The organism is Streptomyces sp. NPDC008137 (assembly GCF_042957035.1).
In the GTDB taxonomy this organism is placed as follows: domain Bacteria; phylum Actinomycetota; class Actinomycetes; order Streptomycetales; family Streptomycetaceae; genus Streptomyces.
This window is the reverse complement of the sequence record NZ_JBIBHN010000012.1, coordinates 131,517-150,873: the sequence shown is the minus strand read 5'-3', so window position 1 is coordinate 150,873 and position 19,357 is coordinate 131,517. Positions and strand designations below refer to the sequence as shown.

Annotated in this window: 18 protein-coding genes; 11 read left to right on the top strand and 7 right to left on the bottom strand. The window is 72.1% G+C overall.

Going from position 1 to position 19,357, the window contains the following annotated elements; genetic code table 11:
• Positions 1 to 2: 2 nt before the first annotated feature.
• Complete coding sequence (locus ACFZBT_RS21110) at positions 3 to 1,643, bottom strand: ABC transporter substrate-binding protein (RefSeq protein ID WP_391105589.1); 1,641 nt, start codon at positions 1,641 to 1,643, stop codon at positions 3 to 5.
• Between the two features lie 219 nt (positions 1,644 to 1,862).
• Here ACFZBT_RS21110 and ACFZBT_RS21105 point away from each other — a divergent pair, with 219 nt between their 5' ends.
• The 3 genes from ACFZBT_RS21105 (at position 1,863) to ACFZBT_RS21095 (ending at position 5,030) form a co-directional block, all read left to right on the top strand.
• Complete coding sequence (locus ACFZBT_RS21105) at positions 1,863 to 3,101, top strand: four-carbon acid sugar kinase family protein (protein ID WP_391105587.1); 1,239 nt, start codon at positions 1,863 to 1,865, stop codon at positions 3,099 to 3,101.
• On the top strand, positions 3,098 to 4,153 hold the full coding sequence (gene pdxA, locus ACFZBT_RS21100; RefSeq protein WP_391105585.1) for a 4-hydroxythreonine-4-phosphate dehydrogenase PdxA: 1,056 nt from the start codon (positions 3,098 to 3,100) through the stop codon (positions 4,151 to 4,153). Before ACFZBT_RS21105 ends, pdxA begins: the two co-directional genes overlap by 4 nt.
• Positions 4,154 to 4,220: 67 nt before the next feature.
• On the top strand, positions 4,221 to 5,030 hold the full coding sequence (locus ACFZBT_RS21095; RefSeq protein ID WP_391105583.1) for a DeoR family transcriptional regulator: 810 nt from the start codon (positions 4,221 to 4,223) through the stop codon (positions 5,028 to 5,030).
• Between the two features lie 15 nt (positions 5,031 to 5,045).
• On the opposite strand, the gene ACFZBT_RS21090 is transcribed toward ACFZBT_RS21095, so the two are convergent.
• Positions 5,046 to 5,474: a MerR family transcriptional regulator gene (locus ACFZBT_RS21090; protein ID WP_391105582.1), complete on the bottom strand. Its 429-nt coding sequence runs from the start codon at positions 5,472 to 5,474 to the stop codon at positions 5,046 to 5,048.
• Positions 5,475 to 5,577: 103 nt separating this feature from the next.
• On the opposite strand from ACFZBT_RS21090, the gene ACFZBT_RS21085 reads away from it, so the two are divergent.
• From ACFZBT_RS21085 to ACFZBT_RS21075, 3 genes are read left to right on the top strand one after another with little or no spacing between them, the layout of a single operon-like run.
• Positions 5,578 to 6,438, top strand: coding sequence for a methyltransferase domain-containing protein (locus ACFZBT_RS21085; RefSeq protein WP_391105581.1), 861 nt, complete (start codon positions 5,578 to 5,580; stop codon positions 6,436 to 6,438).
• A gap of 51 nt (positions 6,439 to 6,489) precedes the next feature.
• Positions 6,490 to 7,200, top strand: coding sequence for a ThuA domain-containing protein (locus ACFZBT_RS21080; RefSeq protein WP_391105580.1), 711 nt, complete (start codon positions 6,490 to 6,492; stop codon positions 7,198 to 7,200).
• On the top strand, positions 7,170 to 8,291 hold the full coding sequence (locus ACFZBT_RS21075; RefSeq protein ID WP_391105578.1) for a Gfo/Idh/MocA family oxidoreductase: 1,122 nt from the start codon (positions 7,170 to 7,172) through the stop codon (positions 8,289 to 8,291). Before ACFZBT_RS21080 ends, ACFZBT_RS21075 begins: the two co-directional genes overlap by 31 nt.
• A 19-nt stretch (positions 8,292 to 8,310) precedes the next feature.
• On the opposite strand, the gene ACFZBT_RS21070 is transcribed toward ACFZBT_RS21075, so the two are convergent.
• Complete coding sequence (locus tag ACFZBT_RS21070; RefSeq protein ID WP_391105576.1) at positions 8,311 to 9,789, bottom strand: glutamate--cysteine ligase; 1,479 nt, start codon at positions 9,787 to 9,789, stop codon at positions 8,311 to 8,313.
• 133 nt (positions 9,790 to 9,922) lie between these two features.
• Between ACFZBT_RS21070 and ACFZBT_RS21065 the strand changes: the two genes are divergently transcribed.
• The 3 genes from ACFZBT_RS21065 (at position 9,923) to ACFZBT_RS21055 (ending at position 13,276) form a co-directional block, all read left to right on the top strand.
• Positions 9,923 to 11,104 carry an MFS transporter gene (locus ACFZBT_RS21065; protein WP_391105574.1) on the top strand — a complete coding sequence of 394 codons (1,182 nt, stop codon included), beginning with the start codon at positions 9,923 to 9,925 and terminating at the stop codon, positions 11,102 to 11,104.
• 510 nt (positions 11,105 to 11,614) lie between these two features.
• Positions 11,615 to 12,493 (top strand): SDR family oxidoreductase, encoded by an 879-nt coding sequence (locus tag ACFZBT_RS21060; RefSeq protein ID WP_391105572.1) that lies wholly within the window; start codon positions 11,615 to 11,617, stop codon positions 12,491 to 12,493.
• Between the two features lie 54 nt (positions 12,494 to 12,547).
• Positions 12,548 to 13,276: a maleylpyruvate isomerase family mycothiol-dependent enzyme gene (locus tag ACFZBT_RS21055; protein ID WP_391105570.1), complete on the top strand. Its 729-nt coding sequence runs from the start codon at positions 12,548 to 12,550 to the stop codon at positions 13,274 to 13,276.
• 37 nt (positions 13,277 to 13,313) lie between these two features.
• Here the strand turns inward: ACFZBT_RS21055 and ACFZBT_RS21050 are convergent, their stop codons facing one another.
• Positions 13,314 to 13,709, bottom strand: coding sequence for a MarR family transcriptional regulator (locus ACFZBT_RS21050; RefSeq protein ID WP_391105568.1), 396 nt, complete (start codon positions 13,707 to 13,709; stop codon positions 13,314 to 13,316).
• A gap of 86 nt (positions 13,710 to 13,795) precedes the next feature.
• Here ACFZBT_RS21050 and ACFZBT_RS21045 point away from each other — a divergent pair, with 86 nt between their 5' ends.
• Positions 13,796 to 15,277 carry an MFS transporter gene (locus ACFZBT_RS21045; RefSeq protein WP_391105566.1) on the top strand — a complete coding sequence of 494 codons (1,482 nt, stop codon included), beginning with the start codon at positions 13,796 to 13,798 and terminating at the stop codon, positions 15,275 to 15,277.
• A gap of 181 nt (positions 15,278 to 15,458) precedes the next feature.
• Entirely contained in the window at positions 15,459 to 16,706 is a 1,248-nt protein-coding gene (locus ACFZBT_RS21040) for an ABC transporter substrate-binding protein (RefSeq protein ID WP_391105564.1), read from the top strand.
• Between the two features lie 22 nt (positions 16,707 to 16,728).
• Here the strand turns inward: ACFZBT_RS21040 and ACFZBT_RS21035 are convergent, their stop codons facing one another.
• From ACFZBT_RS21035 to ACFZBT_RS21025, 3 genes are read right to left on the bottom strand one after another with little or no spacing between them, the layout of a single operon-like run.
• Positions 16,729 to 17,469 carry an ATP-binding cassette domain-containing protein gene (locus ACFZBT_RS21035; protein WP_391105562.1) on the bottom strand — a complete coding sequence of 247 codons (741 nt, stop codon included), beginning with the start codon at positions 17,467 to 17,469 and terminating at the stop codon, positions 16,729 to 16,731.
• A complete protein-coding gene (locus tag ACFZBT_RS21030) occupies positions 17,469 to 18,368 on the bottom strand; it encodes an ATP-binding cassette domain-containing protein (protein ID WP_391105560.1) in 900 nt (299 codons plus the stop codon). Before ACFZBT_RS21030 ends, ACFZBT_RS21035 begins: the two co-directional genes overlap by 1 nt.
• The gene (locus ACFZBT_RS21025) at positions 18,358 to 19,350 is read right to left on the bottom strand and encodes a branched-chain amino acid ABC transporter permease (protein WP_391105558.1); all 993 of its coding nucleotides are present in this window, start codon (positions 19,348 to 19,350) and stop codon (positions 18,358 to 18,360) included. Before ACFZBT_RS21025 ends, ACFZBT_RS21030 begins: the two co-directional genes overlap by 11 nt.
• Between the last annotated feature and the right edge of the window lie 7 nt (positions 19,351 to 19,357).

The following is a 19,357-nucleotide window of genomic DNA, read 5'->3' as shown; positions in this document are numbered from 1 at the left end:
GCTCAGCCCTCCAGCCGTACGGCGGACAGGTCGTAGGAGTTGAGCTGGAGCAGGCCCAGGTCGCGCACGCGCTCGCGGCGGGCGAGCAGCGTCTTGGGCGCGAAGGCCCACAGGCTGGGCCAGGTGTTCCAGACGGCGTGCTGCGCGGCGGCCAGCTTGCGGTCGCGGGCGGCGGCGTCGGTCTCGGTGGCGGCGTCCTCCAGGCGGCGCTGGATGTCCGGGATGACATAGCCCATGTAGGTGTCGCGGGTGCGTTCCCGCTCGGGGGTGCCGCCGTACATGCCCTGGAGGGAGGTGAGGGCCTGGCCGGTGGTGCCGGGGAAGCCGTTGCCGATGACGTCCCAGTCGCCGCCGCGGCCCTGGCGCCACTTCAGGATGTCGCCGCCCGGTTCGAACTGGAGCAGGGAGGCGCGTACGCCCACGTCGCGGAACATGTCGGCGACGGCCTCCATGACGGAGCTGTCGGCGGCGAACTCGCCCGACTCCCAGATGATCCGGATCCGCAGCCCCTCGGCGCCCAGTGCCTTGAGCTGGGCCTTCGCCCTGCTCGGGTCGTAGGTGTACCCGCCGGTGCGTATCGCGCCCTCCAGGACCAGCGGGACGACGCCCTGGGCCTCCTGGGCGGAGTCGGTGAGGACGTCCTTGATCAGGGCGTCGCCGTCGACGGCGTAGGTGAGGGCGCGGCGGACCCGGGGATCGGCGAGGGGCTCGCCCCGCTTCTTGCGGAAGTTGTAGAAGAGCTGGTTGATGCGCGCGCCGGCCCGCTCCTCGACGATGACGCCGGGCAGGCCGGTGAGCTGCTCCGCCGAGTCCGGAGTGAGGGTGTCGACGACGTCCAGCTCGCCGCTGCGCAGGGCGATGACCCGGCTGGACTCCTCGGGCACGAAGCGCACCCGGACGGTTTCGACGTGGGCCGGGCGGCCCCAGTAACGGGGGTTGCGGCCGAGGGTGTACTCACCGGCGCCGCTGTTGGCCTCGGTCACCTTGTACGGCCCTGAGCCGACGCCGCTCTGGAGTTCCTCGGGGCGGTTGGCGGCGGCCGGGGTGATGTGGATGTTGGCCATCAGCCGGTCGAGGACGGGTACGGGGCGCTTGGTGTGCAGCTCGAAGGTGCGCTCGCCGGTCTTCTCGACGGTGGGCAGCTCCGGGAAGAGGCCGAGGAGGAAGGAGCCGTTGACCTTGCCGTACATCTCCAGGGCGGTGGCGACGTCCTCGACGGTGACGGGGCTGCCGTCGGAGTAGCGCACGCCCTCGCGCAACAGCACGCTCCACGTGGTCGGCCCGGTCATAGCGAACCGGTCGGCGAGGACCTGCTGGACGCGCATGCCGGGGCCGATGCCCGTGAGAGCCTGGCGGACCGCGCGCTGCACGGTGACGGCGGCGTCGAACTGGTTCAGCTTGTTGTCGAGGCTCACCAGTGAGCGGTTCAGGCCGAGGGTGAGGGTGCCGGGGCCGGGGGCCCCGGTGGGTCCGGCACAGGCGGACAGGGGACCGAGGGCGAGGCCCGTGCCGCCGAGCGCGCCGAGACGCAGCAGGGTGCGGCGGCGGACGGGGCGGCCGAGGGGCTCCGACTGGGGGTGCTGGTCCTTGGCGGGGGCCTGGAGGCTGTGGTCCGGGGGTGCGTCATAGGGGCTTGGGGTCATCGTCGACCTTCTCGCGTTCCGGGGGGCGACCGGCTCGTGGTGTTCGTGCGGCTTCGCCGCGGTCCGGTAGGGGGCCGGGCCGGCGGGATACGAACAGGTGTCGCGCCGGAAAAGGTGGCACGACTGCGCGAAGTGCGCAAGGGGTCTCGCGCATTTCGCGCAACTCATGTCATCATCGGTTCCCGAGGCAGCCCGACCGGGCCGCCCGAGGAGGTACCCGTGTCCCTCTCCGCAGCCGGCTCCGACGGCCATGGCCAGGCCGCCCACCGGCCCGTACTCGCTCTCGCCGACGATCTGTCCGGCGCCGCCGAGACCGCGGTGGCGCTGCGCTCGCCCGCCCGGATCCTGCTGGGGCCGGTCCCCGGACCGGTCGCCGCCGCGCCCGGGGAGTCGCTCGTCCTCGATCTCGACTCGCGGCAGCTGCCGGGCACCGAGGCGGCACGGGCGGTACGCGACGTCACACACGGGGTGCCCGCCGGAACGGTGCTCTTCAAGAAGGTCGACTCGCTGCTCAGGGGCAACCTCGCCGCCGAGGCGGCCGCCTACGCGCGGGACGGCCGGGGCGTGGTGATCGCGACCGCGCTGCCTGCGGCCCGGCGCACGGTCCGGGGCGGGGTCGTCCACCTCGACGGGGTGCCGCTGCACGAGACGGACGCCTGGCGTTCCGAGGCGCGGCCCGCCCCCACCTCGGTCGCCGCCGCGCTCGGTGACCTGCCGTCAGCTCCGGTGCCGCTCACGGACGTACGCGGAGCTCCCGGCGCGCTACGAGAAGCCCTGCGTGCGCGTTTCGCGCAGGGATGGCATCCGGTCTGCGACGCGGAGACCGAGACCGACCTGGACGCGATCGCTGCCGCGGCTCTCGAACTGGGCCCCGCTATACGGCTGTTGGGCACCGGCGGACTCGCGGGTGCCCTGGGGCGGCTCTTGGGCCCGCACGGGGTGAACACACTCGACGCCGGGGACGCCGTCCGGCCGCTGCTGATCGTCGTAGGCACGGCCGAACCGTCAGCACGCGAACAGGTCGCGCACCTCCTCGCGGACGGAGCGCACGAAATCTCCCTCAGCACCCGCGATCTCCTGCACTCCCCTCGGCGGCTCGCACCCCCCGTCACCGCCGTCACGGTCGTCCGCGTCACCGGAGCGGCCGACCTCGCCCAGGCGCGCCGTCTCGTCGCCGCGCTCGCCGACACCGTCGCCGACGCCGCACGCGACTGCGACCTGGTCCTCACCGGCGGCGAGACCGCCCGCCGTGTCCTGGACGCCCTGCGCGTCACCGACCTGCGCCCGGTGGGCCAGATCCACCACGGCGCGGTCCTCTCCCGCACACCCGACGGCCGCTCGGTCGTCACCCGGCCCGGCAGCTACGGCGGGGCCGACTCCCTGCGGCGCATCGTCCGGGCCCTGCGCCCCGCACCCGTACGTCACGTTCCGACCGACCCCACAGGAGTAGCCCCGTGAACGCAGCCCCCTCCTCCGCCGCCACCGCCGGCCAGACCTCCGCGGCCTCCCGGCCGCTCCCGGTCATCGCGGTGACCATGGGCGACGGCGCGGGCATCGGGCCCGAGGTCATCGTGCCGGCGCTGCTGCACCCCGACACCCTGCGCGACTGCCGCCCCGTCGTCGTGGGCGACGCCGAGCGCCTGCGGCAGGCGGCCGGCGTTCTCGGCGTCAGCTGCGAGATCGTGCCCGTCGACGGTCCGGCCCAGGCGGAGTTCACACCCGGCCGGATCAACGTGATCGACCTCGGCCTGCTCCCCGCCGACCTGCCCTGGGGCGAGCTGTCCCCCGTCGCGGGCGGCGCCGCCTACCACTACGTCCGGGTCGCCGCCGAACTCGCCCTGCGCGGCGAGGTGGACGGCATCTGCACCGCCCCGCTCAACAAGGAGGCCCTGCACGCCGCGGGCCACCTCTACCCCGGCCACACCGAACTCCTCGCCCACCTCACGGGCGTCGAGGAGGTGTCGATGATGCTGTCGACCCCCCGGGTGAAGGTCATCCACGTCACCACCCACATCGGGCTGATCGACGCCGTGAACCGCATCGAGCCCGGCCTGGTGGAGCGCACGGTGCGCCGGGGCCACGAGGCGATGGTGCGCGCCGGGACCCCCGACCCGGTGATCGGTGTCTGCGGCATCAACCCGCACGCGGGCGAGAACGGCCTGTTCGGCTACGGCGAGGAGGAGACGAAGATCGTCCCGGCGCTGGAGAGGGTCCGCGCCGACGGCATCGACGCACGCGGCCCGCTGCCCGCCGACACGGCGTTCTACCTGGCCTCGCGCGGCGACTACGACCTCATCGTCGCGATGTACCACGACCAGGGGCACGGCCCCGTCAAGGTCCTCGGCATCGAGGCCGGGGTCAACCTCACCGTCGGACTGCCGGTGATCCGCACCTCCGTCGACCACGGCACGGCCTTCGACATCGCCGGAACCGGCCGGGCCGAGGCCGGTAGCATGGTCGAGGCTCTGCGCCAGGCCGCCGAGATGTCGACCGCTCCGGCCGCCCGCTGACCTCGGTTCGCGGCAGGCACGCGTGCGGCCCAGGACGGCCCAGGACTATTGAGGACCTGAAGAACCTATGTCTGTGACCGGATCCAAGGCGCGGCGCGACCGCATCGTCCACCTCGCCACCACCACCGGCCTGGCGAGCGTGGAGGAGCTCTCGCAGTTGTTCGGCGTGACGGCCTCGACCATCCGCCGCGACCTGGCCAAGCTCACCACCGACGGCCGTCTGGCCCGCACCTACGGCGGGGCCATGGCGCTGGCCGCGCACCCCGAGGCGTCCCTGCGGCAGCGCGTGGGCGAGGCCTTCGAGGCCAAGCAGGCCATCGCCCGCTGGGCGGCGGCCCAGGTGCGGCCCGGTGAGACGTTGCTGCTCGACGCCGGGTCCACGGTGGGCGCGCTCGCCCACGAGCTGCGCACGGCCGAGGACCTCACCGTGGCGACGACCGGACTCACCGCCCTCCAGGCGCTGTCCGACGTCGAGACGGTGCACGTCGAGTGCCTCGGCGGCACCCTGCGCCCGCTCAGCCAGGGCTTCGTCGGGCCGCTCACGGAAGCCGCTCTGGAGCGCCTGACGTTCGACCGGGTCTTCCTCGGCACGGACGGCATCTCCCCCGAACTGGGCATCTGCGAGGCGGACCTGCGCCAGACCCGCCTCAAGGAGCTGATGGCCCGCCGCGCCGACCACGTCTACGTCCTCGCCCACGCGGCCAAGCTCGGCCGCCGCCCCTTCCACGCCTGGACGGCCCTGCGCGAGGGCTGGACCCTGGTCACGGACGACACCGCCGACCCGGCCGTCCTCGGGGAGCTGCGGGCGCGCGGGGTGGCGACCGTGACGACGACGCCGGAGCGGGAGACGGCCGGCCCGCACGGCGACACCGCGTAGCGCGGGGCCATGCGGCTAGCCGCCGGGCATCCGCCTCCTCGGCGTGGGGACACCGCCCGACGCCGCCGCGTCGAGCAGGCCGCGAAAGGTGGGGCACTCCATGTGGCTCGGCGCGGGGCAGGCGGCGGCGTGGCGCAGGGAGTCGCGGAGCACGCCCAGTTCGCTGATCCGGCGATCCAGTGCCTCCGCCTTGTCCGCCAGCATGCGCCGGTCGATCCGGGGCGGCCCGTCCGGCGCGAACATCTGCGCGATCTCGTCGAGCGAGAACCCGGCGCTCCGCCCCAGCGCGATCAGCGCCAGCCGTTCCAGTACGCCGGGGTCGAACTGCCGGCGCAGTCCTCGCCGCCCGGTCGGGGCGATCAGCCCCTTCTCCTCGTAGAACCGCAGCGTCGAGGCGGGCACCCCGGCGCGCTGCGCCACTTCGGCGATGTCCAGGTCCGTCATTCCCTTGACCTCAAGTCGACTTGAAGTAGAAAGCTGTCATCTCGCCCCGACCGAAGCAAGACACTGGGCAAGCAGACGGCTAGCAGAGGGAGAACCGACGACCATGAACGCCGAGCGCAGGAACGACGACGAACAGACCGCCCGCTGGAACGGCCGGGCCGGTCACGCCTGGGTGGATCTCCAGCCGGTGCTGGACGGGATGTTCAGGCCCATGGAGGACCTGCTCGTCGAGGCCGTGTCCGCCGCGGGCGCGGAACACGTGCTCGACGTCGGCTGCGGGACGGGCGGCACCACGCTGGCTCTCGCGCGGCGGCTCGGCCCGGGGCGTCAGTGTGTCGGCGTCGACATCTCCGAGCCGTTGATCGACACAGCCCGGGAGCGTGCCGGGCGGGAGGGCGTACAGGCCTCCTTCGTCCGCGCCGACGCGCAGGAGCACGCCTTCGAGCCCGGCACCTTCGACGCCGTCGTCTCGCGTTTCGGCGTCATGTTCTTCGACGACCCGGTCCGGGCCTTCGCCAATCTCCGGTGCGCCGCCCGGGAGGACGCCGCGCTCCGGTTGATCGTCTGGCGGGACCCCGCCGAGAACCCGTTCATGACGACGGCCCAGCGCGCCGCCGCACCGCTGCTGCCGGACCTGCCCGTCCGACGGCCCGACGAGCCGGGACAGTTCGCCTTCGCGGACCCGGACAGGGTCCGCCGCGTCCTGACGGAGAGCGGGTGGGCCGATATCGACATCCGGCCGGTCGACATCGACTGCACCCTGCCCGAGAAGGAACTGGTCCACTACTTCACCCGGCTCGGCCCCCTCGGCATGGCGCTGCCGGAGGTGGACGAGGAGACGCGCGTACGGATCGTCGAGACGGTCCGCTCCGCCTTCGAACCGTTCGTGCACGGCACGGAAGTCCGCTTCACCGCGGCCTGCTGGACGGTCGGGGCCCGGGCCGCCGCCGCGAAACTTTCGTGAGGCCCTGCCCTCTTTTCGAAGCCCGGACGCCCCGCGCATAGTGAGATCACGATGACGCAGAAGAGAGCCCTGGTTGTCCGAGGCGGATGGGAAGGCCACGAGCCGGTCAAGGCGACGGAGCTGTTCCTGCCCTTCCTCCGGGACAACGGATACGCCGTCCGGGTCGAGGAGTCGACCGACGTCTACGCCGACACCGCCGAGATGGCGGCCACCGACCTCGTCGTGCAGTGCGTGACGATGTCGGAGATCACGCGCGAGCAGGTGGCCGGACTGAGTGAGGCGGTCGTGGCCGGCACCGGCTTCACCGGCTGGCACGGCGGCATCGCCGACTCGTTCCGCGCCTCCGCCGACTATCTCCACCTGGTCGGGGGCCAGTTCGCGACCCACCCGGGAAAGGAACCGTGCGAGCGTCGGGGCGTGGCGGAGGACAACTTCCTGCCGCACACCGTCGCCCTCACCGAGGCCGGTCGCGCGCACCCCGTCACGGCGGGCATCGAGGACTTCGAGCTGGACACCGAGCAGTACTGGGTGCTCCACGACGACCTCATCGACGTCCTGGCCACCACCACGCATCCCGCCCGGCCGTGGCAGCCCTGGCACCGGCCGGTCACCTCGCCGGCGGTCTGGACCCGCCGGTGGGGTGCCGGGCGCGTCCTGGTGACGACACCGGGGCACAGCCTCGACGTGCTGGAGCACCCCGACGTCCGCACCATCATCGAGAGGGGCATGCTGTGGGCGACGCGCACCGCATCGGCGTCGTAGGACTGGGCGTCATCTCCCGCGCGTACCTCGACACGCTCGCCGGACATCCCGCCGTGCGCGTCACCGCCGTCGCCGACCTCGACGCCTCCCGTTCGGCCGCCGTCGCCGCCGAACTGGCCGGTGTCGAGGCGATGACGGTCGAGGAGTTGCTGGGCAGCCCGGACGTGGACACGGTGCTGAACCTCACCACCCCGGCCGCCCACGCCGCCATCGCCCTCGGAGCCATCGGTCACGGCAAGCACGTCTACGGGGAGAAGCCGCTGGCGGCGACACTCGCCGACGCCCGCGCCGTCGTGGAGGCCGCCGCGAATGCGGGCGTCGGTGTGGGGTGCGCGCCGGACACCGTCCTGGGCACGGGGGTCCAGACGGCGCGGGCGGCCGTCGAGGCGGGGAGCGTCGGACGCCCCCAGTTCGCCTCGGCCGTGATGATCACCCCGGGCCACGAACGCTGGCATCCCCACCCCGACTTCTACTACACCGAGGGCGGCGGCCCCCTCCTGGACATGGGGCCGTACTACCTCACGTCCCTGATCCACCTGCTGGGCCCGGTGCGTGCCGTGATCGGGGCGGGCGGGCGGCTACGGGCCGAGCGGGTCATCGGTTCCGGGCCGCGCACGGGTGAGCGGATCCCGGTCGAGGTGGACAGTCATGTCTCCGGGGTGCTGGAACACGTAGGCGGGGCGCTGACGACGCTCACGACGAGCTTCGACGGTGTGGCGACCACGGCCGCGCCGATCGAGGTCCACGGCGAGACGGGGACCCTCTCGGTGCCCGATCCGAACCGCTTCGACGGCGAGGTCCGGCTGCACGCGCTCGGCGACTCCCGGTGGCGCGCCCTGCCGGTGTCGGCGGGCTACGAGGACGGCGCACGCGGCGTCGGCCTGCTCGACTTCATCACCGCCGAGGGGCAGCGGGCGCCGCGTGCGAACGGCGAACTCGCCCTGCACGTCCTGGAGACGATGACGGCCCTGCTCCGTTCGTCGGCCGAGGGACGACGGATCGAGCTGACGACCTCGGCACAGGCGCCCGAGCCGGTGCCGTGGACGGCCGCCGGGGACTGGAAGGGCCCGGTCGCTCCCGGCCGGGTGTGACCGGGCGATGCCGCGGGGGTCAGTCCACGGGCCAGGTGTGCGCGGGCGCGTTCATGTGCATGTAGTCCATGTAGGTCTTGGTCATCTGCCGCAAGGCCTCACGCCGGTCGGAGATGCCGGCCTTCTCCAGATGGTGGACCGTCTCGGCCTGCCAGAGGGCGCCGTTGCGGGCGGTGACACAGCGCTGCTCGATGATGCCGAGCAGGGGTTCGCGCCACGCGTCGTCCATGCCGGCCAGCTCCAGGCCCCGGTGGGCGAGCGGCAGCAGGCGCCGCAACACCAGTTCCGTGACCGGCACTTCGCCCACCCCTGGCCAGTACAGGCGGGCGTCGATGCCGTCGCGGGCGGCGGTGTGCAGGTTCTCCTCGGCGACCGAGAAGGACATCCGCGTCCACACCGGCCGGTCCTCGTCGACCAGGGCGCGGGTCAGTCCGTAGTAGAAGGCGCCGTTGGCGATGGTGTCGGCGACGGTGGGCCCGGCGGGCAGCACCCGGTTCTCGATGCGCAGATGCGGACCGCTGTCCGTGACGGCGTAGATCGGGCGGTTCCAGCGGTAGATGGTGCCGTTGTGCAGGGTCAGCTCGCCCAGCTCCGGAACGCCGCCCAGGTCGAGTGTCCGCTGCGGGTCCTCGTCGTCGCACAGCGGCAGGAGGGCCGGGAAGTAGCGCACGTTCTCCTCGAAGAGATCGAAGACGCTGGTGATCCAGCGCTCCCCGAACCACACGCGGGGCCGGACGCCCTGGGCCTTGATCTCCTCGGGGCGGGTGTCGGTGGCCTGCTCGAACAGGGGGATACGGGTCTCGCGCCACAGTTCCCGGCCGAAGAGGTAGGGCGAGTTCGCCGCGAGGGCGATCTGCACGCCCGCGATGGCCTGGGCCGCGTTCCAGTAGTGCGGGAACTCCTTCGGGGCGACCTGGAGGTGGAACTGGGTGCTGGTGCAGGCGGCCTCGGGGGTGATGGTGTCCGCGTAGGTCGCGAGGCGCTCGACTCCGTCGACCGTGATCCGCAGATCCTCGCCGCGTGCCGCGAAGATCTGCTCGTTGAGCAACTGGTACCGGGGGTCGCCGGACAGGGCGGCCTCGCTCACATGCGTCTCCCCGAGTGTCGGCAGGATGCCGACCATGATCAGGTGGGCGCCGACGGCCGAGGCGCGGTCCTCGGCGTGGTTGAGGGCCTCCCGGATCTCCCGCTCCCAGTCTCCGGGGCCGCCGGTCGTGAGTTCCCGGGGCGCGATGTTGATCTCCAGGTTGAAGCGGCCCAGCTCGCTCGACCAGGCGGGGTCGGCGATCGCCTGAAGGACGTCGGTGTTCCGCATCGCGGGCAGTCCCTCGCCGTCCACCAGGTTGAGTTCGATCTCCAGCCCGACCCGGGGGCGCTCGCTCTCGAAGCCCGACTCGGCGAGCATCCGCGCCAGCACCTCGAGGTCGGTGTGCATCTTCTGCCGGTAGCGACGGCGGTCCTCCCGCGTGAACACCCGGGCCGGCACGTCACGTCCCATGCGTCCTCCCGAGTCGCCTCGGCTTCCCTCTCGGCGGATGCCTCTCGTCCCAGAGTCCCACCTTGTCGCCGCCCCCGCACCCACCTAACCTGATTTTGTGCCGCAGATAAACAAACCCCGAACGCACAGTGCAGTGCCGGGCGACGGCAGCTCCCTGACCCGACTCCGTATCGCACTCACCGTCTTCTTCGCCCTCGACGGCTTCGTCTTCGCCGGCTGGGTCGTGCGCATCCCCGCCATCAAGGAACAGACTGACGCCTCCGCCAGCGCGCTCGGCCTCGCCCTCCTGGGTGTCTCGGCCGGTGCCGTCATCACCATGACGCTCACCGGTCGCCTGTGCCGCCGCTACGGCAACCATCAGGTCACCGTCGTCTGCGCGGTCCTGCTCTCGCTCAGCGTGGCCCTGCCCCCGCTCACCCACTCGGTCCTCGCGCTCGGTCTCGTGCTCCTGTTTTTCGGCGCCGCGTACGGCGGGATCAACGTCGCCTTCAACAGCGCGGCCGTCGAGCTGGTGGCCGCGCTGCGGCGGCCGATCATGCCGAGTTTCCACGCCGCGTTCAGCCTGGGCGGCATGATCGGCGCGGGTCTGGGCGGGCTGCTCGCGGGGGTCCTCTCCCCCACCCGGCATCTGCTGCTGCTCACCGTCGTCGGGCTGCTGGTGACGGCCCTGGCGGGACCGACCCTCCTGCGGCACGAGCCGCCGACGCCGCCGGAGCGGGAACGACCCGCGAAGGACGCCCCGCGCCGGCTGGACGGCCGTACCCGGGGGCTGGTGATCGTCTTCGGTGTGATCGCGGGGTGCACCGCGTACGGCGAGGGGGCGCTGGCCGACTGGGGCGCCCTGCACCTCGAACAGGACCTGGACGCCTCGCCGGGCGCCGCGGCCGCCGGCTACTCCTGCTTCGCGCTCGCCATGACGGTGGGGCGGCTGACCGGCACCACGCTCCTGGAACGTCTGGGGCGGACCCGGACCGTCGTCGCGGGCGGCAGCACCGCGGCGGCCGGCATGCTGCTCGGCTCACTCGCCCCCTCCCTCTGGGCGGCCCTGCTCGGCTACGCGGTCACGGGCCTCGGCCTCGCGAACCTCTTCCCGGTGGCCGTGGAACGCGCGGGCGCGCTCGCCGGCCCCAGCGGCGTCGCCACGGCCTCCACCCTCGGCTACGGCGGCATGCTCCTCGGGCCGCCCGCGATCGGCTTCATGGCCGACTGGTTCACCCTGCCCACCGCCCTGACCAGCGTGGCGGTGCTCGCCGCGGTGGCGGCGGCGGTCGGAGCGCTCGTGGGGGCAGCGACGCGGCGGGCGGCCGGGGGCTGAGGCTCCGGCCGAGGGCACCGGCCGCTCGATGCCCCGGGACCGGCCGCGCCGGTTCCGTCGGCCGGTTGCCGGGGCGCCGGACGCGTCGTAGCGCTCGCGCGGCCTCACCGCCGACTGCGAACCCGGACACCAGCCCCACCCCGGCCACTGCGGCCTCGCCGTTCGCCGAGAACCGGGACACCGATTGCGCCGCACCGACGTCGGCAACTCCGCCGCACACCAATGCCCTGCCAGCGAACCGCCGCCGTGCCCCTCACGGCGCCCCGCCGCTCGCCCGGACGCCGGTCGCCAGGCGCGACGCCTGCTCGCGGCGGTCTCGTCGTTCACTGTGCCCCGGAGAAGCGGGGACCCCGGTGGCAGCGGCGCAGCCGGACGCCGAGCACCCGCGCGTCGGGGTCCGCGGGTCCGGTCCTCCGCGGTCGATCGATCGGCACCGCCGTGTTCCGGGGTACCCGTGGCCACGCCCGTCGCCAACGTCGGGCCGTACGCCATGGACGAGGAGGCAGACCCGTGACCGAACAGCAGCACCCCGGCGACCTGCACCCGACCCCCGAGTTTCCCTCCCAGGATCAGCCGCATCCCGGCTGGACCGGGCCGATGGACCCGCCCCCGGACCACGGTGAGGACTCCTACCGGGGCAGTGGCCGCCTGGAGGGCCGCAAGGCCGTGATCACCGGCGGGGACTCGGGGATCGGCCGTGCGGTCGCCCTGGCGTACGCCCGGGAGGGGGCCGATGTGCTCTTCACGCACCTGGACGACGAGAAGGACGACGCGGCCGAGACGGCCCGGTTGGTCGAGGAGGCCGGGCGGCGCGCCGTGGCAGTCTCGTGCGACGTACGGGAGGAGGAGAACTGCCGGGCGCTGGTCGACCGCGCCGTCGCGGAGTTCGGCCGGATCGACGTCCTGGTGAACAACGCGGCGTACCAGATGTCGCAGCCCGACGGCATCGAGGCGATCACCACCGAGCAGTTCGACCGGGTGCTGCGCACCAACCTGTACGGCATGTTCTGGCTGTGCAAGCTGGCCCTGCCCCATATCCCGGAGGGCGGCAGCATCATCAACTCCGCTTCGGTGCAGGCCTACAAGCCCAGCCCTCACCTGCTGGACTACGCGACGACGAAGGGCGCGATCGTCACGTTCACGCAGGGGCTGGCGCAGATGCTGATCGACCGGGGCGTCCGCGTGAACGCGGTGGCGCCGGGCCCGGTGTGGACGCCGCTGATCCCGGCGACGCTGCCGGACACGCAGACGTTCGGCAAGCAGGCGCCGATCGGACGGCCCGCACAACCGGCCGAGATGGCCCCGGCGTATGTCTTCCTCGCCTCGCAGGAGGCGTCGTACATCACGGCCGAGATCGTCAACGCCACCGGCGGTACGCCGCTGCCGTGACCCCCGGCGAAATCCCGGGGCCCGGAGCGCGCTCCATGCGGCAGACTCGGCGCCATGGAGACCGCCGAGTTCCTGCACGCACTGGAGTCAGAGGGCCTGCTGCTGGCCGCGGCCGCCGAGGAGGCCGGGACGGACGCGAAGGTGCCGACCTGCCCGGAGTGGCAGGTGCGCGACCTGCTGCGGCATACGGGCGCGGTGCACCGCTGGGCCGCGTCGTACGTCGCCGAGGGGCTCACCGATCCGCGCCCGCCGGGTGAGGCCCCGGACCTCGACGGCGCGGAGCTCGTGGCCTGGTACCGCGACAGCCACCGCCACCTCGTCGACACCCTGGCCGGCGCCTCGCCCGACGTGGAGTGCTGGGCCTTCCTGCCCGCGCCGTCCGCGCTGGCCTTCTGGACCCGGCGGCAGTCGCACGAGACGGCCGTGCACCGGGTCGACGCCGAGTCCGCACGCGGGGGCGCCCCGTCCACCGTCGCCCCGGACTTCGCGACCGACGGCATCGACGAACTGCTGCGCGGCTTCCACGCCCGCCCCAGGAGCCGGGTGCGCACCCCCGGGCCACGTGTCCTGCGCGTACGCACGGACGACACCGACGCGGTGTGGACCGTACGGCTGTCCCCGGAACCGCCCGTGACCACGCGGGGCGCGACGGACGAGGCGGAGTGCGAACTGTCCGGCCCGGCGGAGCAGTTGTACCTGGCCCTGTGGAACCGGGCTCCCCTGCCGAACGTCACGGGCGACCGGGCGCTCGCCACGCTGTGGCGGGAGGCGTCCGGGGTCTGACGGCTCCGCGCCCCGGGCGGCTCAGTGCCCGAGCGGCTCAGTCCTCTGTCAGCATCCGCGCCAGCACCGCGCGCTGCACCGGCAGCACCTCGCCGTGCAGCGCGCGGCCCTTGGGCGTGAGCGCGACCTCCACGCCCCGCCGGTCCTCGGAGCACATGCAGCGCTCCACGAGCCCCTCCTTCTCCAGCCGGGCGATCAGCCGCGACAGCGCGCTCTGGCTCAGATGGACGCGCTCGGAGATCTCCTGCACGCGGTAGGACGGGGTGCCCTTCGGCGTCCGGCACCCGGCGAGGACGTCGAGCACCTCGAAGTCGCTGGCGCACAGGCCGTGGCCGTGCAGCGCGCGGTCCAGTTCACACTGTGTTCGCGCATGCAGCGCCAGAATGTCCCGCCACTGTTCCACGAGCGCCTGCTCGGCCTGCTTCGCCGCCATGCGCCGCACCGTAACAGAGTGCCGAGTTCGTTGCATCTGAATTAAATGCACTTGCATCGCATGCATGCGCATGTAGTGTCTCGGGCATGATCTCTCCGCTCACCACCCCCGCGTCCGACGGACGTTGGACTCCGCGACTCTGGGGCACCCTGCTGGTGCTCTGCGCCGCGATGTTCCTGGACGCCCTGGACGTGTCCATGGTCGGCGTCGCGCTGCCGTCCATCGGCGCCGACCTCGGCCTGTCGACCTCGGCGCTGCAATGGATCGTCAGCGGCTACATCCTCGGCTACGGCGGTCTGCTGCTCCTCGGCGGACGGGCCGCCGACCTGCTGGGCCGGCGCCAGGTCTTCCTCGTGGCGCTGGGCGTCTTCGCACTGGCCTCGCTGCTCGGCGGCCTCGTCGACTCCGGGCCGCTGCTCATCGCCAGCCGCTTCATCAAGGGCCTGAGCGCGGCCTTCACGGCCCCCGCCGGCCTGTCGATCATCACCACGACGTTTCCCGAAGGCCCGCTGCGCAACCGCGCCCTGGCCATCTACACCACCTGCGGCGCCACCGGCTACTCGATGGGCCTCGTCTTCTCCGGCCTGCTCACGGAAGCCAGCTGGCGGCTCACCATGCTGCTGCCCGCCCCGATCGCGCTGATCGCCCTGTTCGTCGGCCTGAAGCTGCTGCCGCGCAGTGAGCGCGAGCGCGGCCAAGGCGGCTACGACATCCCCGGCGCCGTCCTCGGCACCGCCTCGATGCTGCTGCTCGTCTTCACAGTCGTCGAGGCGCCCGAGGTGGGCTGGGCCGCGGCCCGGACCGTCCTGTCCTTCGTCGCCGTGGCCGTACTGCTGGCCGCCTTCGTCGCCGTCGAACGGCGCAGCCCCAGCCCGCTGATCCGGCTCGGGGTGCTGCGCTCGGGGCCGCAGGTACGGGCCCAGCTGGGCGCGTTGACGTTCGTCGGCAGCTACATCGGCTTCCAGTTCCTGGTCACCCTGTACATGCAGCAGCTGCTCGGCTGGTCCGCACTGCACACGGCCCTGGCGTTCCTCCCGGCGGGCGCGCTGGTGGCGCTCTCCGCGACGAAGGTGGGCGCCGTCATCGACCGGTTCGGCACGGCCCGGCTGATGGTGCTCGGCTTCGCCCTCATGGTGGCCGGCTACGTCCTGTTCCTGCGCATCGACCTGAACCCCGGCTACGCCTCCGTGATCCTGCCGACGATGCTGCTGGTCGGCTCGGGCTTCGCACTGACCTTCCCGTCCTTCAACGTCCAGGCCACCAACGGCGTGGAAGAGCACGAGCAGGGCATGGTCTCGGGGCTGCTCAACACCTCGGTCCAAGTGGGCGGTGCGATCTTCCTCGCGGTGGTGACGGCGGTGGTGACCGCGAACAGCCCGGAGAAGGGCACCGCCACACCCCAGGCCGTCCTCGACAGCTACCGGCCCGGCCTCGTGGTCGTGACCCTCATCGCCCTCGTCGGCCTGCTGATCACCCTCACCGGCCTGCGAACCCGCCGGGACCGGCCGTCCGTCGTGGTCGCCAAGGCCAGCCCCCGGGAGGCGGAGCGCGTCACGGTGCGCGACTAGGGAGCGTCTCCGTTCGCGATCAGGACGCCCCGCGCGACGACGGCACACACGACCAATCCATTAAAAAAGTATACATTTTACACTTTTCCGGACTCCGGACAAGTTCTACGCTCGTGTACAGATGGCGGGCGGAGGGCCGGCCAGTCGACCCTCCGCGGCCTGTAGACGAGCGGAGGCGGAGATGAAAGCGTCGATACGGCGGTCCGCGATCTTCGCAAGCGCGGCTGCTCTTGTGATTGCCGTCTGCGGTTCGACCGGCACTGCCCGGGCGGACCCGGGCGATGGTGAGCTCCAGTTCGGCTACGTCCTGCCGGAGACAGGACAGCTGGCCTATCTCGGCCCGCCCCAGATCGAGTCGCTGAAGTTCGCGATCGAGAAGATCAACGACGCCGGCGGGGTCCTGGGCAAGCCCGTGCCCACTGTGGTCTCCAGCGACGAGGCGGGCCAGGAGGCCGTTGCCGCACAGTCGGCGGACCGGGTCCTCGCGGCAGGCGTGGACGCGATCGTCGGCGCCGCGGCTTCCGGTATGTCGCTGGCGTTCATCGACCGGGTGACCGGAGCGGGCGTCGTGCAGTGCTCGGGGTCGAACACCGCTCCCACCTTCACCGACTACGAGGACGACGGCTTCTACTTCCGTACCGTCCCGAGCGACGCGTTGCAGGGGCCCATCCTGGCGGATGTCGTCCGTGACGACGGCCACGACCGGGTGGCCCTGGTCGCGCGCGCGGACGACTACGGACGCGGCCTGATGGAGGCCACCCGCAAGACACTGGAGGAACGTGGTGCGACGGTGACGCTCGCCGAGACCTACGACCCCAAGGCGACCAACTTCGACCAGGTCGTCCAGCAGATGGAGAACTCCAGGCCGGACGCCGCCGTGGTGATCGCCTTCGAGGAGGGCACCCAGATCCTGCAGGGCATGATCGAGTCCGGGATCGGGCCCGACCGGATCGGCGTCTACGGCGCCGACGGGCTGCGCAGCGAGGAGCTGCCCTCCCTGGTCTCCCCGGGCCAGCCCGAGAAGCTCTCCGGGATGAAGGGGACCGCGCCGGCGTCGGCGGCGAACGAGCAGTACGTGAAGGACCTCATGGAATTCGCGCCGGATCTGAAGGAGCTGCAGTTCGCACCGCAGGTGTTCGACTGTGTGACGACGATCGCGCTCGCCGCCGAGAAGGCGGAGTCCGACGACCCGGGCGAGTACGTGAAGGAGATGAACGGGATCACCAAGGACGGCGAGAAGTGCAACTCGTTCGCCGCCTGCAGGGAGCTGCTCGCCGACGGCAGGGACATCGACTACAACGGTGTGAGCGGGCCGCTCGACTTCACCGACAACGGCGAACCCGGCCAGGCGACGATCGAGGTCTACGGCTACGACGACCAGGGAAAGCTCCAGACCCTGCGTACCGAGACCAGCACGGCCGAGGAGTGACCGCGAGGACCGACAGCGGGAGTCAACGGACGCGGGCGAGCGTGCCGAGGTAGAGCTCGATCACCTTCTCGTCGTGCAGCAGGGCCGTACCCGTGCCGGTGTGCGCGTTGCGGCCCTGGTCGAGGACGTAGCCGCGGTCGCAGAGCTGCAGGCACCTGCGGGCGTTCTGCTCGACCATGAGCACGGCGACGCCCGCGCTGTTGATCATTCTGCACCGGTCGAAGACGTGGTCCTGATGGAGCGGTGACAGGCCGGCCGACGGCTCGTCGAGCAGCAGCAGCCGCGGTTCCATCATCAGCGCGCGGGCCATCGCGAGCATCTGGCGCTCGCCCCCGGACATCGCGCCGGCCTTCTGCTTGCGGCGGTCGGCCAGCACGGGGAAGAGCTCCTCGACCGCCGCGACCCGCCGCGCGTGGTCCTTGGGCCGCAGATACACGCCCATCCGCAGGTTCTCCTCGACGGTCAGCGTGGGGAACACGTTCTGGAGTTGCGGTACGTAGCCCACGCCCCGCCGGACCAGCTCGTGCGCGGCCCGGCCGGTCACGTCCTCGCCGCGCAGCCGCACGGTCCCTGCGCGCACCCGCAGCAGCCCGAAGACGGCCTTGACCAGCGTCGACTTGCCGGCGCCGTTCGGGCCGATCACGCCGACCACCTCGCCCGGCCGCACCTCGATGCTGCATCCGCGCAGCACGTCGACACCGGGGACATAGCCGGCGACGATGTCGTCGGCCGCCAGCACCGGTGCCTGCTCCTCGGCGGACATCACTGCTCCTCCTTCCCCCTCCCCTTCTCCTCCCCCTTCTCGTTCTCTTCTGCCGCATCCGGTTCGTCGTGCCGCTTGCCCAGGTAGGCGTCCACGACTGCGGCGTTCCGGCCGATCGTGTGCGGTGGGCCCTCCGCTACCAAGTGCCCGTCGGCCATGACGGCCACCCAGTCGCTGATACCCATCACCACGTCCATGTCGTGCTCCACGAAGCACACCGTCAGCCCCTCGTCGCGCAGCCGGGTGATGTGTCCGAGCAGCGACTGGGTCAGCGCGGGGTTCACCCCGGCCATGGGCTCGTCGAGCAGGAGCATGACCGGCCGTGCCATCAACGCGCGGGCCAGTTCCAGCAGTTTGCGCTGGCCCCCGGAGAGCGTGCCGGCAAGGTCGTCGCGCAGGGCCCCGAGCCGGAACCGGTCCAGCAGTTCGTCGGCCCGGCGCTCGAGCTCCCGCTCCTGACCGCGCCAGACGGGTCGCAGCAGCGCGGGCAGCACTCGCTCGCCGCTTTGCCCGGGGGCGGCGAGCAGCAGGTTCTCCAGCACGGTGAGCCGGGCGAGCGCCCTGGAGAGCTGGAACGTACGGACCAGTCCCCGCCGCGCCACCCGGTGTGCCGGGGAGCCGGTGAGCGGCTGCCCGTCGAACGACCACCGGCCGCCGTCGGCCCGGTCGAACCCGCTCACGACGTTGAACAGCGTGGTCTTGCCGGCGCCGTTGGGCCCGATGAGCGCCGTGATGACCCCGCGCTGCACCTCCAGGTGCTCGACCCGCACGGCGACGAGGCCGCCGAAGGTGCGGGTCACCTGGTCCAGGACCAGCAGAGGGTCGGGCTTGCGCACCCCCGGCTCGGGATCGATCGCGGAGAGCCCGTCCGGCTGGTACACGACACGGTCAGCGGCCACTGAGCAGCATCTCCTTCCGGCTGCCGAGGATGCCCTGTGGCCGGAAGGCGACCAGCAGGATCAGGGCGACCCCGACCAGGGCGAAACGCACCGCGCCGACCTCGGACGTGCTGATGAGGTCCGGCGAGATGTACTCGGCGTCGATGGCCTGGCGGAGCGCGCTGTCGAGGAAGCTGAGGACGAACCAGAACAGGATCGAGCCGACGACCGGCCCGAGGATCCGCCCGGCCCCTCCGAGCACGAGGAGCGTGTACAGGAAGAACGTGACGGCCGGGTCGTAGTTGTCCGGGTTCACGGACTGCACCTGGATCGCCTGCATCATGCCCGCGACAGCCCCGATGACGCCGCCGAGCACCAGGCTCTGCATCTTGTACGCGTAGACGTTCTTGCCGAGGCTGCGCGCGGCGACCTCGTCCTCACGGATGGACCGGATGACGCGGCCCCAGGGGCTGTGGATCAGCAGGGCGAGCAGACTCCCGACCACGAGCACCAGCGCCCATCCGACGATCATGACCCAGAGGTCGCGGGAGCTGAACCTCACGATCCACACGCCGTAGGTGCCGGGCTCGATGGGGCTGAGCGCGTAGAAGTCGTTCGCGAACCGCTGCAGCCCGAACACCCCGCCGGTGACCGGCTCGGCCCAGCTCGAGCGGTAGAACAGCCGTAGCGTCTCCCCCGCCGCGATCGTGGTGATCGCGAGGTAGTCGGCGCGCAGCCGCAGGGTGGGCAGGCCGAGGAGCAGGGCAAGCACGATCGCGCAGGCGATTCCGCCCAGGACGCCGAGCCACATCGGGCCGTCGTACGTCGACACCGTGATGGCGAGCCCGTAGCCGCCGACCAGCATGAATCCGACCTGGCCGAAGTTCAGCAGCCCCGTGTAGCCGAAGTGCAGGTTCAGCCCCATCGCGGCGAGCGCGTAGACGGCGGCGATGGGGCCGATTCCCGAGCGCAGGGCGTCGGAGAGGATGGCCGAGAAGTCCATGGCGCAC

What these genes read in the sequence shown, in the direction of transcription:
- ACFZBT_RS21110 (WP_391105589.1), bottom strand. Translation starts at nt 1,643, where the DNA reads ATGACCCCAAGCCCCTATGACGCACCCCCGGACCACAGCCTCCAGGCC.
- ACFZBT_RS21095 (WP_391105583.1), top strand. Translation starts at nt 4,221, where the DNA reads ATGTCTGTGACCGGATCCAAGGCGCGGCGCGACCGCATCGTCCACCTC.
- ACFZBT_RS21090 (WP_391105582.1), bottom strand. Translation starts at nt 5,474, where the DNA reads ATGACGGACCTGGACATCGCCGAAGTGGCGCAGCGCGCCGGGGTGCCC.
- ACFZBT_RS21085 (WP_391105581.1), top strand. Translation starts at nt 5,578, where the DNA reads ATGAACGCCGAGCGCAGGAACGACGACGAACAGACCGCCCGCTGGAAC.
- ACFZBT_RS21080 (WP_391105580.1), top strand. Translation starts at nt 6,490, where the DNA reads ATGACGCAGAAGAGAGCCCTGGTTGTCCGAGGCGGATGGGAAGGCCAC.
- ACFZBT_RS21070 (WP_391105576.1), bottom strand. Translation starts at nt 9,789, where the DNA reads ATGGGACGTGACGTGCCGGCCCGGGTGTTCACGCGGGAGGACCGCCGT.
- ACFZBT_RS21055 (WP_391105570.1), top strand. Translation starts at nt 12,548, where the DNA reads ATGGAGACCGCCGAGTTCCTGCACGCACTGGAGTCAGAGGGCCTGCTG.
- ACFZBT_RS21050 (WP_391105568.1), bottom strand. Translation starts at nt 13,709, where the DNA reads ATGGCGGCGAAGCAGGCCGAGCAGGCGCTCGTGGAACAGTGGCGGGAC.
- ACFZBT_RS21045 (WP_391105566.1), top strand. Translation starts at nt 13,796, where the DNA reads ATGATCTCTCCGCTCACCACCCCCGCGTCCGACGGACGTTGGACTCCG.
- ACFZBT_RS21040 (WP_391105564.1), top strand. Translation starts at nt 15,459, where the DNA reads ATGAAAGCGTCGATACGGCGGTCCGCGATCTTCGCAAGCGCGGCTGCT.
- ACFZBT_RS21035 (WP_391105562.1), bottom strand. Translation starts at nt 17,469, where the DNA reads ATGTCCGCCGAGGAGCAGGCACCGGTGCTGGCGGCCGACGACATCGTC.
- ACFZBT_RS21025 (WP_391105558.1), bottom strand. Translation starts at nt 19,350, where the DNA reads ATGGACTTCTCGGCCATCCTCTCCGACGCCCTGCGCTCGGGAATCGGC.